We start from the raw sequence: 16,997 nt of genomic DNA on the forward strand, positions 1-16,997 counted from the left end.
GGCCAGGGGCACGGTTGTGGCGGCGGGCATGGGCGAGGGCGAAGGCCGGTGGCGAAGCGGGCATGTCGACCGCCGAGTACGCCATCGGGACCTTGGCGGCGTGCGCACTGGCCGCCGTGCTCTACAAGGTGGTCACGAGCGGTGCGGTCAGTTCGGCCCTGCAGAGTCTGATCCAGAAGGCGCTCCATGCGCCGTTCTGACAGGGGCCAGGTCACGGCCGAGGCCGCGCTGGTGCTGCCGACGCTGACGTTGTTCGGCGCGGTTCTGATCTGGGGGCTGATGGCCGCGTCCGCGCAGATCCAGTGCGTGGACGCGGCCCGGGCGGCGGCGCGGGCGGCGGCCCGTTCCGATCCGCCGTCGGAGGCGGTGGCAGCGGCCCGGGCGGTCGCGCCGGAGGGCGCACAGGTCTCCCTGAGCCGGGAGGGCGACCTGGTCCGGGTACGGGTCGCCGCCCGCTCGGCGGGGCCCGGACCGCTGACGGTGTCGCTCGGGGGAGAGGCGGTGGCCCTTGCGGAGGAGACCGTGGGGTGACGGCGGCGTGGCGACGGTGTGGGTGGCGCTGACCACCGCGGTGTTCTGCGTGGTCTTCGCCGCCGTGCTGGGGATGGGGCAGGCGGTCCTGGCCCGCCACCGAGCGGGCGGAGCGGCCGATCTGGCGGCTCTCGCGACCGCGGACAACGCGCTGCGGGGAAAGGAGGTGGCGTGCGGGTTCGCACGTCGTGTGGCGGCGGCTCAGCGGGCGACGCTGGTGCGGTGCGCTGTGGTCGGTGAGTTCGCGGAGGTGTCGGTGGGGGCGCGGGCAGGGCCGTATGAGGTGCGAGTACGGTCCCGGGCGGGACCTCCTGCGGAGGGTTAGCCGCAATCGCTCCTGTGACGATTCCGCCGTGGCTGCGCCCTGGGCCCTGCTCCGGGTCCCGCTCCGGGCCCCCGCTCCGAGCTTCGCCGGTGGGGCCGTGTCCTTCGGCCGCCGCCGTGGTTGGTGCGGGCCAGTGGTGTGGTTGCGCCCACCGGCTCGCACCGGCCCGCACCATCCCGCAGACGAACGCGAACGCACTGCCGGCGGAGTGCTCAGGCGTCACCCGTGGATTCGGGTGACGCGTCGTGCGGGGCGTCCTTGAGGAGGCGGGTGAGGAGGCGGACGGCGGCTCTCTTGTCGAGGGGGTCGTTGCCGTTGCCGCACTTGGGGGACTGGACGCAGGAAGGGCAGCCGGAGGCGCACTCGCAGGCCGCGATGGCCTCGCGGGTGGCGGTGAGCCAGGCGGCGGCGGTGCGGAAGGCGCGCTCGGCGAAGCCGGCGCCGCCCGGGTGGCCGTCGTAGACGAAGACGGTGGGCAGCAGGGTGTCGGGGTGGAGCGGGACGGAGACGCCGCCGATGTCCCAGCGGTCGCAGGTGGCGAAGAGCGGCAGCATGCCGATGGAGGCGTGTTCCGCGGCGTGCAGGGCACCGCCGAGGGCCTCGGGGATGACGCGGGCGTCGTCGAGCTGGTCCTCGGTGACGGTCCACCACACGGCGCGGGTGCGCAGCGTACGGGGCGGCAGGTCCAGCTTGGACTCGCCGAGGACCTCGCCGGTGATGAGCCGGCGGCGGAGGAAGGAGACGACCTGATTGGTGACTTCCACGGAGCCGAAGCAGAGCCGGGCGTCCCCCCAGGGGATCTCGGCGGTGGTCTCCAGGATGGAGACGGCGGTGGTGTCGCGGGCCGTCGTCGAATAAGGCGGGTCGGCCTGTTCGACCAGGGCGACGGAGTCCTCGAGGTCCAGGTGGCGGACGAGATAGGTGCGGCCCTGGTGGAGGTGGACGGCGCCCTCGTGGACGGTGGTGTGGGACGCGGCGGCGTCCACGGTGCCCAGGAGGCGTCCGGTGCCCTCCTCGACGATCTGGACGGGCTTGCCGCCCGCGCCCCGGATGTCGGTGAGGTCGGCGGCCCGTTCGCGGCGGGTCCAGTGCCAGGCGGCGGCCCGGCGGCGCAGCAGCTTGCGGCCTTCGAGCTGGGTGAGCAGGCCGGGGGTCTCGGGGCCGAAGAGTGAGAGGTCGGCGTCGGTGAGCGGGAGCTCGGCGGCGGCCGCGCACAGATGGGGGGCGAGGACGTAGGGGTTGTCGGGGTCGAGGACGGTGGATTCGACGGGCTGCCGGAAGAGGGCCTCCGGGTGGTGGACGAGATAAGTGTCCAGCGGGTCGTCGCGGGCGACGAGGACGGCGAGGGCGCCGCGGCCTGTACGGCCCGCGCGTCCGGCCTGCTGCCACAGGGAGGCCCGGGTGCCGGGGTAGCCGGAGAGGAGGACGGCGTCGAGGCCCGCGACATCGACGCCGAGCTCGAGGGCGGTGGTGGCGGACAGGCCGAGGAGTTCGCCGGAGTGCAGGGCGGCCTCGATGGCGCGGCGCTCCTCGGGGAGGTAGCCGCCCCGGTAGGCGGCGACGCGGGAAGGGAGGGAGCGGTCGACGGCGGCCAGGCGTTCCTGGGCGATGAGGGAGACGAGCTCGGCGCCACGCCGTGAGCGTACGAAGGCGACGGTGCGCACGCCCTGGACGACGAGGTCGGTGAGGAGGTCGGCGGTCTCGGCGGTGGCCGTGCGGCGTACAGGGGCGTCCTTCTCGCCGTGGAGCTCGGTGAGCGGAGGCTCCCAGAGGGCGAAGACGAGTTCGCCGCGTGGGGAGGCGTCCTCCGTGATCTCCGCCACGGGCACCCCGGTGAGCCGGGTGGCGGCGGTGGCCGGGTCGGAGGCGGTGGCGGAGGCGAGGAGGAAGACGGGGTCGGAGCCGTAGCGGGCGCAGACGCGCCGGAGGCGGCGCAGCACCTGGGCGACGTGGGAGCCGAAGACGCCCCGGTAGGTGTGGCACTCGTCGATGACGACGTAGCGCAGCGCGCGCAGGAAGGAGGACCACTTGGGGTGCGCGGGCAGAACGGAGCGGTGGAGCATGTCGGGGTTGGTGAGCGCGAGATTGGCGTACTGCCGGACCCACTCCCGTTCCTCGACAGGGGTGTCGCCGTCGTAGACGGCGGGCCGGATGCTCCTGCCCAGGGGTTCGGCGAGCGCTCGTACGGCGCGTCGCTGGTCGGCGGCGAGGGCCTTGGTGGGGGCGAGGTAGAGGGCGGTGGTGCCGCGGCCGTTCGGTGCCTCGGCGCCGTCCAGGAGGGTGCTGAGCACCGGCGCGAGGTAGGCGAGGGACTTTCCGGAGGCGGTGCCGGTGGCCACCACCACGGACTCGCCGCGCAGGGCGTGCTCCGCCGCGCGGGCCTGGTGGGCCCAGGGGCGCTCGATGCCCGCCTGCCGGATGGCATCGACCACTTCCGGCCGGATCTTCTCAGGCCAGGGGGCATGACGCCCCGCGCGCGGGGGCAAGTGCTCCGTATGAGTGATGCGTGCAGCCCGGTCGGCCCCGGTGCTCAGTCTGTCGAGGACCGTCCGGGGAGCGGGGTGTATGCCCGCCTCCGGCGGGAGTTGATCGTTGGCCATTGACACCGAGTGTGTCACTGGCGTGGCGGACAATGGCGTCAAGGCGTCGTGCACGCCTGCCGGTAAGTGATTGAATGCCATCGCGGCTGCCGATCCATGGGGGGCGACCGCTCGATGCAAGGTGCTGGAGGATCCGTGGACCTGTCCCTGTCGACCGAGACCGTTGGCGACCGTACGGTCGTGAAGGTCGGTGGCGAGATTGATGTGTACACCGCGCCCAAGCTGCGTGAGCAGCTGGTCGAGCTCGTCAACGACGGCAGCTATCACCTCGTCGTGGACATGGAGGCAGTCGACTTCCTCGACTCCACCGGGCTCGGCGTGCTGGTCGGCGGCCTCAAGCGGGTGCGGGCCCATGAGGGCTCGCTGCGCCTGGTCTGCAACCAGGAGCGCATCCTGAAGATTTTCCGTATCACGGGCCTGACCAAGGTGTTCCCGATCCACACCTCGGTCCAGGACGCGGTGCAGGCGACCGACTGACGGTCGTCGCGGGAGAGAGACTGCCACGCGGGGAGTGCCGGGCGCGGGTCCGGGCCTCCCCGTGGGTCCGCCCTTTTCCAGAAGCGGGAAAGGGGGCGCGTACGCCTTGAGGGGGATGGCATGGCCACCGTCGAACTGCTCTTCAGTGCCCTTCCCGAGCATGTCCGGACCGCCCGGCTGGTGGCGGCCGCGGTGGCGCGCCGAGCCGGGGTCGACGAGGCCGTGCTCGACGAGCTGCGGCTCGCCGTGGGCGAGGCGTGCTCCCGCGCGGTCAGTCTGCACGTCGGTCATGGGGTGACCAGCCCGGTGCGGGTCACGCTCATCGAGGACGAGAAGAAGTTCTCCATCGAGGTCGCGGACGACGCGCCGCACCCGCCCGCCGCCGAGCTCGCCGCCGCGCGGAGTGCCGCGGGCGTCTCCGGGGCGTCCGTGTCCGTGCCGGACGACGGTGGTGACACCAGTGAGGACGACATGGGCCTTGCCGTGATCAGTGGTCTGGTCGACGACGTCGAGGTGACCGCGACCGAGTCCGGCGGCCTGATCCGGATGAGCTGGCCGACGACGCCCGTGTCCGTGCTGTCGTAGGGCCGCGTCACCGCGTTTCCGTAGCTTCCGCCTCGCATTCGCCGTAACCGTCCGGGCGCCGCCCTCCCCCCTCGCGCTGTCTCCGGTGCGCGTCCGAAGGGTGTGGCCGGGCCTGCTGCCCGCTGCGTGGCAGGGGTGAATTCACGCCGTACGGCAAGAGCCGCGGGCCTATTTCCGGGCCGGCTTTTCCGATCTCCTCGGTTCTCTTTCGATCTCCTCAGTCCTTTTCGATCTCCGCGGGTGGTCTTTCGGCCTCCGTGTGCCGATCTTTTCCGGTGATCATTCGGTGCGTCCGCACTCCGTGATCATTCACTCGATCTTCACCGGGGAAAGTCCTGTTCCGGTTGCCGCGCTCTGTTTTGATCCAGGCATGCTCCCTACAATCCGTCCATCTTGAGCTCAGGACGCCTGAGCGTGGCGGCTGTTCCGCGGTCGCGGTCCGGTCGCGCGCCCATGTGCCAAACGTCTAAGGAGGACGAATGGCGGGGCACTTCACCCCACGGCAGGTGGACGTAACTCAGAACCTCGCGGCAGAACTGACCTCGGGCAATCGCACCCTGGTGCTGGTGATCGGAGCGGTGGCCCTCGCGGCGCTCGGGGTCGCGGTGGTGCTCGTACGGCAGGTCCTCGCCGCGCGCGAGGGCACGGAGAGCATGAGAAGGATCGCGGCGGCGGTGCAGGAGGGCGCCAACGCCTATCTCGCCCGGCAGCTGCGCACCCTCGGCGTCTTCGCCGTGGCGGTGTTCTTTCTGCTCATGCTGCTGCCCGCGGACAACTGGGGGCAGCGCCTCGGGCGTTCCGGGTTCTTTCTGGTCGGTGCGCTCTTCTCCGCGGCGACCGGCTATCTCGGTATGTGGCTCGCGGTGCGCAGCAATGTGCGTGTGGCCGCGGCGGCGCGGGAGGCCACTCCTGCCGAGGGCGAGCCCGAAAAGGATCTGACGGCCGTTTCCCACCGGGCCATGAAGATTGCTTTCCGCACGGGCGGAGTCGTCGGTATGTGCACGGTGGGGCTCGGTCTGCTGGGCGCCTCCTGTGTGGTGCTCGCGTACAAGTCCGACGCGCCCAAGGTGCTGGAGGGATTCGGTTTCGGCGCGGCGCTGCTCGCGATGTTCATGAGGGTCGGCGGCGGCATCTTCACCAAGGCCGCCGACGTCGGCGCCGACCTGGTCGGCAAGGTGGAGCAGGGCATCCCGGAGGACGATCCGCGCAATGCCGCCACCATCGCCGACAATGTGGGCGACAACGTCGGGGACTGCGCGGGCATGGCCGCCGACCTCTTCGAGTCGTACGCCGTGACCCTGGTCGCCGCGCTGATCCTCGGCAAGGCCGCGTTCGGGAACTCGGGCCTCGCCTTTCCGCTGCTCGTTCCCGCCATCGGCGTGGTCACCGCGATGATCGGCATTTTCGCGGTCGCCCCGCGCCGTAACGACCGCAGCGGCATGTCCGCGATCAACCGTGGTTTCTTCATCTCCGCGGTCGTCTCGCTCGGGCTGGTCGCGGTGGCGGTGTACGCCTATCTCCCCGCCAGTTACGCCGATTTGAAGGGCATCAGCGATGCCGCCATCAGCGGGCACAAGGGCGATCCCCGTGTGCTGGCCCTGGTGGCGGTGGCGATCGGCATCGTGCTGGCCGCGCTCATCCAGCAGCTCACCGGCTATTTCACGGAGACGACCCGGCGGCCCGTGCGCGACCTGGGCAGGACTTCGCTGACCGGTCCGGCGACCGTGGTGCTCGCCGGTATCTCCATCGGCCTGGAGTCGGCGGTCTACTCGGCCGTGCTCATCGCGCTCTCCGTCTACGGCGCGTTCCTCCTCGGCGGGACGTCGATCATGCTGGCGCTGTTCGCCGTCGCCCTCGCCGGTACGGGGCTGCTGACGACCGTCGGCGTCATCGTGGCGATGGACACCTTCGGTCCGGTCTCCGACAACGCGCAGGGCATCGCCGAGATGTCGGGCGACGTCGAGGGCGCGGGCGCGCGGGTCCTCACCGAGCTCGACGCCGTGGGCAACACCACCAAGGCCATCACCAAGGGCATCGCCATCGCCACGGCCGTACTGGCGGCGTCGGCGCTCTTCGGCTCGTACCGCGACGCGATCGACACGGCCGTGAACGACGTGCACGCCAAGGCGAGCGAGATGAACCTGAGCCTCGACATCTCCCAGCCCAACAACCTCGTGGGCCTGGTGCTCGGCGCCGCGGTCGTCTTCCTCTTCTCGGGGCTCGCCATCAACGCCGTGTCGCGGTCGGCGGGCGCGGTGGTCTACGAGGTGCGGCGGCAGTTCCGTGAGCACCCCGGGATCATGGACTTCAGCGAGAAGCCGGAGTACGGGCGCGTCGTCGACATCTGCACCAGGGACGCGCTGCGCGAGCTCGCCACGCCCGGCCTGCTCGCCGTCATGGCCCCGATCGCGGTGGGCTTCTCGCTCGGCGTCGGCGCGCTCGGCTCGTACCTCGCGGGTGCCATCGGCACGGGCACCCTGATGGCCGTCTTCCTCGCCAACTCCGGTGGTGCCTGGGACAACGCCAAGAAGCTGGTCGAGGACGGGCATCACGGCGGCAAGGGCAGCGAGGCGCACGCCGCCACCGTCATCGGCGACACGGTCGGGGACCCGTTCAAGGACACGGCCGGGCCCGCGATCAACCCGTTGCTGAAGGTGATGAACCTCGTGGCGCTTCTCATCGCGCCCGCGGTGGTGAAGTTCTCCTACGGGGCCGACGCGAGCAGGGGGCTGCGCATCGGGGTGGCCGTGCTGGCCGTGGTGGTCATCGTGGGGGCGGTCTACGTGTCGAAGCGGCGGGGGGTCGCCGTGGACGGCGGAGAGGCGGAGGCGGCGCGGTCCGCCGCCGATCCGGCTGTCGTGTCGTAGCGGGGTTCGGTGACGGGGCGGGCGGGGGTTCCCGTCCGCCCCGTCACCGTGATCAAGGTGCGGGGAATGCCACGGTCTTCTTGGTGCAAATGGCTTTAAAAGGGTGCACAAGGGGCGCCCGGCTCCGAGGTGGTGGCGGCTGGACGTGTAAGTTCCGGGGCCGGAGCCATTGAAGGGACCAATCCGGTGAACAAGAAGCTTGTGGCTGCACTGTCCGGCGGTGCGGCACTCGTCCTGGCACTGACGGGCTGTGGCGGCGGCGACGGTGGCAACAAGAAGCTCGACGACTGGGCCAAGAAGGTCTGCGACCAGATGCAGCCGCAGGTCAAGAAGATCCAGGACGCCAACCGCCAGATCGCCGGCGAGCAGTCCGAGCAGGACTCCAAGAAGGTCCAGCAGACCGACTCGGCCGCCTTCCAGGCCAACGTGGACGCGTACAAGGCGCTCGCCACCGGGGTGGAGAACGCCGGCGCCCCGCCCGTCAAGGACGGTGAGACCAACCAGCAGAACGCGGTCAAGGCGCTCAACGGCCTCTCCTCCGCCTACGCCGACCTGAAGAAGCGCATCGACGCCCTGGACACCGGTGACAAGGCGAAGTTCGGCGACGCGCTCAGGAACATCAGCACCGACATCAGCAAGCTCGGCGGCCAGAGCGACGACGCGCTCAAGAAGCTCCAGGCCGGCGACGTGGGCAAGGCCATGGTGAAGCAGCCCGGCTGCCAGAAGACCTCCGTCTCGCCGTCGGAGTCCAAGAAGTAGCCGGAGCTCAGGAAGCAGCCGGAGCCCAAGAGGCAACGGCGAACAGGGCCGGGAAGCAGGCGGCGCCTGTGCGGGAGGCGGTGAGGGCGGCGCGTACGCCCTCACCGCCTCCCGTTCTTCCGCCCTCGCCCACGCCGCTTTCGGCGATTGTCGGTGCCGCCCCCGACAATGGAGCCGTGAGTACGCTCCTTCCCTCCGCCGACCGCGCGCGCACCGCCCGGCTGCGTGACGCCCTGCTCGCCGCCGACTTCACCGCCGACGGTCTTCTCGAACTGCTGGGCGCTCCCGCCTACGCCGCCCTCGCCCGCAGCGAGACCGTTCCCGCGCTGCGCGCCACCCGGGGTGACAGCCCGTTGGAGACCCTCGTCCGGCTCTTCCTGCTCCAGCGCCCCGCCGGCTACAAGCAGGCCGCCGCCGCGCTGCCGGTGGAGGAGTGCCTGGAGGCCGGCTGGCTGGTCCGCGGCAGCAGCGGCGGTCATGGCGACAGTGGTGTCAGTGGCGGCAGCGGTGGCGACGACGTCGTACGGGCGACCGTCGACGTCCGCCCGTACGGCGGTCCCGAGGGACAGGACTGGTGGATCGTCTCCGACCTGGGCTGCGCCGTCGGTGGCGCGGGTGGCATCGCCGGAGGCCCCGGCGGTCCGGCCGGGGTGGAGCGCTCGCAGCTCGTCCTCGGTGTCGGCGGGGCCTCCACGACCCTCGCCGGGATCACCGTCCGTACGCCCGTGGCCAGTGCCCTCGACCTCGGTACCGGCTCCGGCATCCAGGCGCTGCACGCCGCGCAGCACGCCACCAAGGTCACGGCCACCGACCTCAACCCCCGGGCGCTGCACTTCGCCCGGCTCACTCTCGCCCTGTCCGGCGCCCCCGAGGCCGATCTGCGCGAGGGCTCGCTCTTCGAGCCGGTCGCCGACGAGACGTACGACCTGATCGTCTCCAACCCCCCGTTCGTCATCTCGCCCGGTGCCCGGCTCACCTACCGGGACGGCGGGATGGGCGGTGACGACCTCTGCCGCACCCTGGTGCAGCAGGCGGCGGACCGGCTCAACGACGGCGGCTGCTTCCAACTGCTCGCCAACTGGCAGCACGTCGAGGGCGAGGACTGGCGCGAACGGCTGTCCTCCTGGGTGCCGCGCGGCTGCGACGCGTGGATCGTCCAGCGCGAGGTGCAGGACGTCGCGCAGTACGCCGAGCTGTGGCTGCGTGACGGCGGTGACCACCGCACCGCCCCGGAGGAGTACGCGGCCCGCTACGACGCGTGGCTGGACGAGTTCGAGGCCCGTCGGACCAAGGCCGTCGGATTTGGCTGGATCACGCTGCGCAAATCGGGTTCCGAGCGGCCCTCCGTCATCGCGGAGGAGTGGCCGCACCCGGTCGAGCAGCCGCTCGGCCCATTCGTTCGGTCCCATTTCGAGCGACAGGACTTCCTCCGGACGCACGACGACGCGGCACTGCTCGCCACCCGTTTCCGGCTGGCCGACGAGGTGGTCCAGGAGCAGGTCGGGCTGCCCGGCGCGGAGGATCCGGAACATGTCGTTCTGCGGCAGAACCGCGGGATGCGGCGCGCCACCAAGGTCGACACGGTGGGCGCCGGTTTCGCGGGCGTGTGTGACGGCTCACTCGCCGCGGGCCGCATTCTGGACGCGATCGCGCAGCTCGTCGGGGAGGACCCGGTGCTGCTGCGAGACCGCACCCCGGAGGCGGTCCGCATGCTGGTCGAGCAGGGATTCCTGACCCCCGTCGCGGGCTGAGGGGACCCCGCGGAGACCGCGGGAAGGCCGCGGGAAGGTCTGCGAAGGCCCGGGGAAAGGGATGGGAAAAGAGATTCGAGGGGAAGGGATTCGCGCCGGATCCGGCTGGGCATGATCCGCCGGGAGTGTGGGCGGTGTGCCCGCCGTCCGCGGTTCCCGGGGCAGACCGGTCCGCCGGGTTCCGAAGGTTGTGGCGGCCGTGGTGTCCCGCGGCCGCGGGGCCCGTCGTGGGGCCTCCGGCCACCGGTTCACTCCAGTGGTGTGCCGGTCCGGGCGGCAGACAGGACGCTTGTCGGGTTACCGTTCGAGTGGCGTTGCGGGCTTTTTCCGTTTGACACGGGGGCGGGATGTACCGTCACACTCCGCAGCGTCACCGCAGCGCCCACACCGAGTGCCGACCGGAAGAAGAGCGAAGTTGTCCCCGACCAGCGAGACCGCACAGGGCGGCCGCCGACTCGTCATCGTCGAGTCGCCTGCCAAGGCGAAGACGATCAAGGGCTACCTCGGCCCCGGATACGTCGTCGAGGCGAGCGTCGGGCACATCCGTGACCTGCCGAACGGGGCCGCCGAGGTCCCGGCGAAGTACAAGGGCGAGCCGTGGGCCCGTCTCGGCGTGAACGTCGACGCCGACTTCCAGCCCATCTACGTCGTCAACCACGACAAGAAGGACCAGGTCAAGAAGCTCAAGGAGCTGCTGGCCGACTCCGACGAGCTCTTCCTGGCCACCGATGAGGACCGCGAGGGCGAGGCCATCGCGTGGCACCTCCAGGAGGTCCTCAAGCCCAAGGTCCCCGTCCGCCGGATGGTCTTCCACGAGATCACCAAGGACGCGATCCGTGAGGCCGTGGCCAACCCGCGCGAGCTCAACAAGAAGCTCGTCGACGCCCAGGAGACCCGCCGCATCCTCGACCGCCTCTACGGCTACGAGGTCTCGCCGGTCCTCTGGAAGAAGGTCATGCCGCGGCTCTCGGCGGGCCGCGTGCAGTCCGTCGCCACCCGCCTCGTCGTCGAGCGCGAGCGCGAGCGCATCGCCTTCCGCTCCGCCGAGTACTGGGACCTCACCGGCACTTTCTCCACGGGCCGCGGCGGATGGGGGTCCCCCCGGTCGAGCGAAGCCGAGACTGGGGGAGCCAGTGACCCCGGGACCATCGCCGCCCGGCTGTCCGCCGTCGACGGCCGCCGCGTGGCGCAGGGCCGCGACTTCGGCTCGAACGGGCAGCTGAAGGGCGGCGCTCAGGTCCTGCACCTGGACGAGGCCAACGCCCGCGCGCTGGCCGCCGCGCTCGCGGACACCTCCTTCTCGGTCCGGTCCGTCGAGTCCAAGCCGTACCGCCGCTCGCCGTACGCCCCGTTCCGCACCACCACGCTGCAGCAGGAGGCCTCGCGCAAGCTGGGCTTCGGCGCCAAGGCCACCATGCAGGTGGCCCAGAAGCTGTACGAGAACGGCTTCATCACCTATATGCGTACGGACTCCACCACGCTGTCCGACACGGCGGTCACGGCTGCCCGTGCGCAGGTCACCCAGCTCTACGGCGGCGACTACCTGCCGGAGAAGCCGCGCACCTACGCGGGCAAGGTCAAGAACGCCCAGGAGGCGCACGAGGCGATCCGGCCTTCGGGTGATCGTTTCCGCACCCCGGCCGAGACCGGTCTCACCGGCGACCAGTTCCGGCTCTACGAGCTGATCTGGAAGCGGACCGTCGCCTCCCAGATGAAGGACGCGACCGGCAACTCCGTGACCGTCAAGATCGGCGGTCGCGCCGCCGACGGCCGCGACGTCGAGTTCGGCGCCTCCGGCAAGACGATCACCTTCCACGGCTTCCTCAAGGCGTACGTCGAGGGCGCCGACGACCCGAACGCCGAGCTCGACGACCGCGAGCGCCGACTGCCGCAGGTCACCGAGGGCGACGCGCTGGCCGCCGAGGACATCGCCGCCGACGGGCACGCGACCAAGTCCCCGGCGCGCTACACCGAGGCGACGCTGGTCAAGGAGCTCGAAGAGCGCGAGATCGGCCGCCCGTCGACGTACGCGTCGATCATCGGCACCATCCTCGACCGCGGCTACGTCTTCAAGAAGGGCACGGCCCTCGTGCCGTCCTTCCTGTCCTTCGCGGTCGTGAACCTGCTGGAGAAGCACTTCGGCCGGCTCGTCGACTACGACTTCACCGCCTCCATGGAGGAGGACCTCGACCGCATCGCGCGCGGCGAGGCCCAGGCCGTGCCGTGGCTGCGCCGCTTCTACTTCGGCGAGGGCGCCGAGGGCACGGCGGGCGGCGCGGCCGAGGCGGGCAACGGCGACGGCGACCTTCCCCAAGCTCTCGGCTCCGCTCGAGCAGGGGAGGCCCCAATCGACGGCCTCAAGGAGCTCGTCACCGACTTGGGCGCGATCGACGCCCGCGAGGTGTCCTCGTTCCCCGTCGGCAACGACATCGTGCTGCGCGTCGGCCGCTACGGCCCGTACGTGGAGCGCGGCGAGAAGGACGCCGAGGGCCACCAGCGGGCCGACGTGCCCGCGGACCTGGCGCCCGACGAGCTGACCGTCGAGTACGCGGAGGAGCTGTTCGCCAAGCCGAGCGGTGAATTCGAGCTGGGCCGGGACCCCGGTACGGGGCACATGATCGTCGCCAAGGACGGCCGCTACGGCCCGTACGTCACCGAGATCCTGCCCGAGGGCACCCCGAAGACGGGCAAGAACGCGGTCAAGCCGCGCACCGCCTCGCTCTTCAAGTCCATGTCCCTCGACACGGTGACCCTGGAGGACGCCCTCAAGCTCATGGAGCTGCCGCGCGTCGTCGGCACGGACGCCGAGGGTGTCGAGATCACCGCGCAGAACGGCCGCTACGGCCCGTACCTGAAGAAGGGCACCGACTCGCGCTCCCTGGAGAGCGAGTCCCAGATCTTCACGATCACGCTGGACGAGGCCCTGACGATCTACGCCCAGCCGAAGCAGCGCGGGCGTGCCGCGGCCAAGCCGCCGCTGAAGGAGCTCGGTACCGACCCCGTCAGTGAGCGCCCCGTCGTCGTCAAGGACGGCCGTTTCGGCCCGTACGTCACGGACGGCGAGACCAACGCGACGCTGCGCCGCGACGACGACGTCGAGACGATCACGCCGGAGCGCGGTTACGAGCTGCTGGCGGAGAAGCGGGCGAAGGGGCCGGCGAAGAAGACGGCCAAGAAGGCGCCGGCGAAGAAGACCACGGCGAAGACCGCGGCGGCGAAGAAGGCGCCCGCCAAGAAGACCGCCGCTGCCGCGAAGAAGACGGCGGCGAAGAAGACGGCCTCTTCCGGTGCGGCGAAGAAGACCGCCGCCAAGAAGACGACGACGGCGGCTGCGGCGAAGAAGACGGCTGCGGCCGCGTCGGCCAAGGCGGAGTGACCCACCGGGGGCTTCGGCCCCCGGCCCCCGCTGTCCACCGTGGTGCGGCTCGGTTCCGGCCGCGCCCACCGGGGTGCGGTGTGCGCTCGGCGCGCGGCCACCGGCTGTCGGTCGTCGGTCGCGCCTACCGGGGTGCCTCTTGAGCTCCGTTCGCGGCTGCAGGCTGTGTGTGGCTGGGCGCGCAGTTCCCCGCGCCCCTGACGGGGCACCAAGCCCGTTCACTCGTTCGAGTGGATACGCGGAAGCCCGGCGCAGCCGGATAGGCTGGCAGGATGACGCGAGCCGAGCAGCCAACAGTGGAAACCCCCACATCCGGGGCACTGGCCGCGGACTCCCGCGAGCGTGCCGTACGGGCCCTCCTGCGCATCCCCCCGCTGCGGCGGCTGTGGCGCGCCCAGTTCGTCGGCGGGGTCGGGGACTCCCTGGCCCTGCTGGTGCTCCTGCTGCTGTCGTTCCAGGCGGCGGTGGCGGCGGGTTCCTTCGGCGGCGGTTACCGCGGGGTGTGCCTCGCGATGGCCTCGGTCCTCGGCGCGCGGCTGCTCGCGACGCTGCTCTTCGGCGCCGTCCTGCTCGGGCCGGTCTCCTCGCTGATCGCACCGAGCGGCCCCCTGGACCGCCGCTGGACGATGCTGGGCGCCGACGGCGTGCGGCTCGTCCTGATGGCCGTGGCGCCGCTGTGGATCGGCTGGACCGAGAGCAAGGCGTTCGCGGTGTTGCTCGTGACGGCGTTCGTCATGGGGGTCGCCGAACGGTTCTGGACGGTGGCCAAGGACGGCGCGGCGCCCGCGCTGCTGCCCGCGCCCCCCGCCGATTGGGGCATCCCCTGCTCGAGCGGAGCCGAGAGCTTGGGGAAGGGCGCCGTACGGCCGCTTCCGGACCACTACGACGCGCTGCGCCGCCTGTCGCTGCGGACGGCCTTCGTCTCGCTGCCCCTGGCCGCTGCCGCGCTCGTCGTCATCACCCTGATCAGCAATCTGTTCGGCGCTGGGATCACCTGGTTCCACGAGCACCAGGCCGCGCTCGGGTCCTTCCTCGCGGCCGGGCTGTTCGCCGGGTCGGCGACGACCCTCTACCTCCTCGCGCTTCCCGGCGCGCAGTCGCCGCGCGTGCGCTCCCCTCTTGAGGGACTGCGCCGCCCGAAGACGCCGCAGGCACCGCACGGTCCGGACACCGGCCGTACGGGCGCGATCCCGGTCCTCGTCCTGTCCTGTGCCGCCGTCGCGGGCGCGATCGCCGCGGCCGTCGGCGTGGCCACGCTCCAGGCCGTCGACCTGGGCGGCGGCCCGGTCGCCTTCGGGCTGCTGGTGCTCGCGCTGAGCGGCGGCCCGGTCGTCGGGATCCGTTCGGCGGAGAAGATCCTTCCGGGCTTCTCGCGCCGCCGTCTGCTCGCCCTCGCGCTCGCCCTGACCGGCCTCGCCCTGCTGCTCGCCGGCCTCGTGCCGGACCCGACGACGGTCCTGCTGCTCACCCTGGCCGCGGGTATCGGCGCGGGCGTCGTCGCCAACACCGGGCACTCCCTGCTCGACCAGGAGACGGAGGAGGCCCGCCGGGCCCGTACGACCGAGCACCTGCACGCCGTCTGCCGCGTCACCGCCGCGCTGGGCGCGATCGTCGCGCCGCTGCTCGCCGCGGCGATCGGGCCGCACCGCCTGGAGAGCGGCAGCTTCGTCTTCGCGCACGGGGGAGCGGCGTTCACGCTGATGCTCGTCGGCGCGCTGCTGCTGCCCGTGGGCGCCCTCGTCCTCGGCAAGACGGACGACCGGCACGGCGTACCGTTCAGCCGCGACCTGATGGACGTCCTGCGGGGCGGCGACCCGGCGCAGGCGACCTCGTCCACCGGCTTCTTCATCGCCTTCGAGGGCGGCGACGGGGCGGGCAAGTCGACGCAGGTGCAGGCGATCGCCGACTGGATCCGCGCCAAGGGCCACGAGGTCGTCGTCACCCGGGAGCCCGGCGCGACGGCCATCGGCAAGCGGCTGCGCGCGATCCTGCTCGACGTCGGTTCGGCCGGGCTGTCCGACCGCGCCGAGGCCCTGCTGTACGCGGCCGACCGCGCGCAGCACGTCGACGCCGTCGTCCGGCCCGCGCTGGAGCGCGGTGCCGTCGTCATCACCGACCGCTACATCGACTCGTCCGTCGCCTACCAGGGCGCCGGGCGCGACCTCTCGCCGACCGAGATCGCCCGCATCTCGCGCTGGGCCACGAACGGGCTCGTGCCGCACCTGACCGTGCTGCTCGACGTCTCGCCGGAGACCGCGCGCGAGCGCTTCACGGAGGCGCCGGACCGGCTGGAGTCGGAGCCCGCGGAGTTCCACCAGCGCGTGCGCGCCGGCTTCCTCACCCTGGCCGCGGCCGACCCGGCGCGGTACCTCGTCGTGGACGCCGGGCAGGAGCCGGAGGCCGTCACCACCGTCGTACGCCACCGGCTCGACCAGGTCCTGCCGCTCTCCGTGAGCGAGATCGAGGCCCGCGAGCACGCCCGCAGGGCGGCCGAGGAGGAGGCCCGCCGCCTGGCCGAGGCAGCCGCCAGGGAGGCCGCTGAGAAGGCTGCCAAGGAGGCCGCCGAGGCCGCTGAAGCCGCCGAGAAGGCCGCCGAGGCGGCCAAGCGCAAGGCCGAGGAGGAGGCCGCCGCCCGCAAGGCGGAGGCGGAGCGCCTGGAACGCGAGCGCCAGGCGCAGCTCGCCAAGCAGCGCGCGGAGGAGGAAGAGCGCAAGCGCCGCGAGGCCGAGGAGGCCGAGCAGCGGGCCGAGGAAGAGCGTCGCAAGGCGGAGGAGGCCGAGCAGCGCGCGGAGGAGGAGCGCAAGCGTCGCGAGGCGGAGGAGCGCACCCGCGCCGCCGAGCAGGAACGACTCCGCAAGCAGGCCGAGGAGGAGGCGCGGCTGCGCGCCGAGGCGGAGGAACGGCGCCTGGAGAAGCAGCGCCGGGCGGAAGAGGCGTTGCTGCGGGCGGAGCGTGAGCGGGTGGAGGCGGCGGAGGCGGCTACGGCTGCCGCCGAGAGTGGGGTCGCGTCGGCTGCGGGTTCTCCTGACGAGACGCCGACTGTCGAGCGGCCTGCGCTCGGTAAGCGGGACGCTTCGCGGGGCGGGGACGAGACGCAGACGGTCGTGACGCCGCTTCCGTCGTCGCCGTCCGGTGGTGGCGGTGCGGACGATGCAGATCGGACGCAGACGGTGCGGCGGCCGGTGGTCGGGCGGCGTGATCCGCGTGTCGCCATGAGTGCGGAGGCGGCGGCCGGTGCCGAGGACGAGACGGCTGTGCTGCCGCCTGTGCCTCCGGCTCCGGGCCCGGCTGCGGCTCCGGCGGCGCCGGTTGTTCGGCAGCAGCCGTCGCAGCAGCGTGTCACCTGGGGGATGAAGTCGGACGACGCCGAGGAGACTGCTGTGCTGCCGTCCGTGCGTCCTGAGAACCCCGCGGACCGGGTGCCGGAGTGGATCTTCCGGCCGGAGGACGGTGCTTCTGAGAGTGCCGCCGCTGGTGCGGATGGTGAACGTACGCGTGAGCTGCCGCGGGTGGCTGACGGCGGGACGTCCGCAGCGCGTCGGGGCCGACGGCGGCCTGGATGGGCGGACGACGCGGCGGCCGACGACGAGCCGACGCTGGCGGACGAGCTGCTGGGGCGGCGCGGCGAGGAGGACGAGGGGCGGCGGCGCGGTCGCTGAGGCTGCGCTTTTCGTCTGCGGGCCGGTGGGGCTTCTCGCGCAGTTCCCCGCGCCCCTGTTGTGGGGC

The 16,997-nt window shown here is 72.0% G+C and carries 11 protein-coding genes; 10 read left to right on the top strand and 1 reads right to left on the bottom strand.

Annotation, left to right across the window (positions count from 1 at the left end; translation table 11 throughout):
- The first annotated feature begins 14 nt into the window (after window positions 1–14).
- The 3 genes from K6I34_RS13970 to K6I34_RS13980 are packed head-to-tail and all read left to right on the top strand — an operon-like array spanning window position 15 to window position 856.
- The gene (locus K6I34_RS13970) at window positions 15–200 is read left to right on the top strand and encodes a DUF4244 domain-containing protein (protein ID WP_229325867.1); all 186 of its coding nucleotides are present in this window, start codon (window positions 15–17) and stop codon (window positions 198–200) included.
- Window positions 187–531 carry a TadE family type IV pilus minor pilin gene (locus tag K6I34_RS13975; protein WP_229325847.1) on the top strand — a complete coding sequence of 115 codons (345 nt, stop codon included), beginning with the start codon at window positions 187–189 and terminating at the stop codon, window positions 529–531. Before K6I34_RS13970 ends, K6I34_RS13975 begins: the two co-directional genes overlap by 14 nt.
- Before the next feature lie 7 nt (window positions 532–538).
- The gene (locus K6I34_RS13980) at window positions 539–856 is read left to right on the top strand and encodes an Rv3654c family TadE-like protein (protein WP_229325849.1); all 318 of its coding nucleotides are present in this window, start codon (window positions 539–541) and stop codon (window positions 854–856) included.
- Window positions 857–1,068: 212 nt separating this feature from the next.
- Here K6I34_RS13980 and K6I34_RS13985 read toward each other — a convergent pair whose 3' ends face one another.
- Window positions 1,069–3,537 carry a DEAD/DEAH box helicase gene (locus tag K6I34_RS13985; RefSeq protein ID WP_229325851.1) on the bottom strand — a complete coding sequence of 823 codons (2,469 nt, stop codon included), beginning with the start codon at window positions 3,535–3,537 and terminating at the stop codon, window positions 1,069–1,071.
- A 54-nt stretch (window positions 3,538–3,591) separates the two neighbouring features.
- Between K6I34_RS13985 and K6I34_RS13990 the strand changes: the two genes are divergently transcribed.
- The 7 genes from K6I34_RS13990 to tmk all read left to right on the top strand — a co-directional run bounded on the left by K6I34_RS13990 (window position 3,592) and on the right by tmk (window position 16,930).
- Window positions 3,592–3,933 (top strand): STAS domain-containing protein, encoded by a 342-nt coding sequence (locus K6I34_RS13990; RefSeq protein ID WP_229325853.1) that lies wholly within the window; start codon window positions 3,592–3,594, stop codon window positions 3,931–3,933.
- 120 nt (window positions 3,934–4,053) lie between these two features.
- On the top strand, window positions 4,054–4,518 hold the full coding sequence (locus tag K6I34_RS13995; protein WP_229325855.1) for an ATP-binding protein: 465 nt from the start codon (window positions 4,054–4,056) through the stop codon (window positions 4,516–4,518).
- Window positions 4,519–4,997: 479 nt separating this feature from the next.
- Window positions 4,998–7,385, top strand: a complete 2,388-nt coding sequence (locus K6I34_RS14000) for a sodium-translocating pyrophosphatase (protein ID WP_229325857.1) — start codon at window positions 4,998–5,000, stop codon at window positions 7,383–7,385.
- Between the two features lie 186 nt (window positions 7,386–7,571).
- The gene (locus K6I34_RS14005) at window positions 7,572–8,144 is read left to right on the top strand and encodes a small secreted protein (RefSeq protein WP_229325859.1); all 573 of its coding nucleotides are present in this window, start codon (window positions 7,572–7,574) and stop codon (window positions 8,142–8,144) included.
- Between the two features lie 176 nt (window positions 8,145–8,320).
- Window positions 8,321–9,895, top strand: a complete 1,575-nt coding sequence (locus tag K6I34_RS14010) for a methyltransferase (protein ID WP_229325861.1) — start codon at window positions 8,321–8,323, stop codon at window positions 9,893–9,895.
- 415 nt (window positions 9,896–10,310) lie between these two features.
- Entirely contained in the window at window positions 10,311–13,271 is a 2,961-nt protein-coding gene (gene topA / locus K6I34_RS14015) for a type I DNA topoisomerase (protein ID WP_229325863.1), read from the top strand.
- Between the two features lie 272 nt (window positions 13,272–13,543).
- Window positions 13,544–16,930, top strand: a complete 3,387-nt coding sequence (tmk, locus tag K6I34_RS14020) for a dTMP kinase (protein ID WP_229325865.1) — start codon at window positions 13,544–13,546, stop codon at window positions 16,928–16,930.
- Window positions 16,931–16,997 lie beyond the last annotated feature (67 nt).

Origin of the sequence: Streptomyces sp. UNOC14_S4, assembly GCF_020740835.1 — a bacterium.
In the GTDB taxonomy this organism is placed as follows: Bacteria; Actinomycetota; Actinomycetes; order Streptomycetales; family Streptomycetaceae; genus Streptomyces.

What these genes read in the sequence shown, in the direction of transcription:
- K6I34_RS13975 (WP_229325847.1), top strand. Translation starts at nt 187, where the DNA reads ATGCGCCGTTCTGACAGGGGCCAGGTCACGGCCGAGGCCGCGCTGGTG.
- K6I34_RS13985 (WP_229325851.1), bottom strand. Translation starts at nt 3,537, where the DNA reads ATGGCATTCAATCACTTACCGGCAGGCGTGCACGACGCCTTGACGCCA.
- K6I34_RS13995 (WP_229325855.1), top strand. Translation starts at nt 4,054, where the DNA reads ATGGCCACCGTCGAACTGCTCTTCAGTGCCCTTCCCGAGCATGTCCGG.
- K6I34_RS14000 (WP_229325857.1), top strand. Translation starts at nt 4,998, where the DNA reads ATGGCGGGGCACTTCACCCCACGGCAGGTGGACGTAACTCAGAACCTC.
- tmk (WP_229325865.1), top strand. Translation starts at nt 13,544, where the DNA reads ATGACGCGAGCCGAGCAGCCAACAGTGGAAACCCCCACATCCGGGGCA.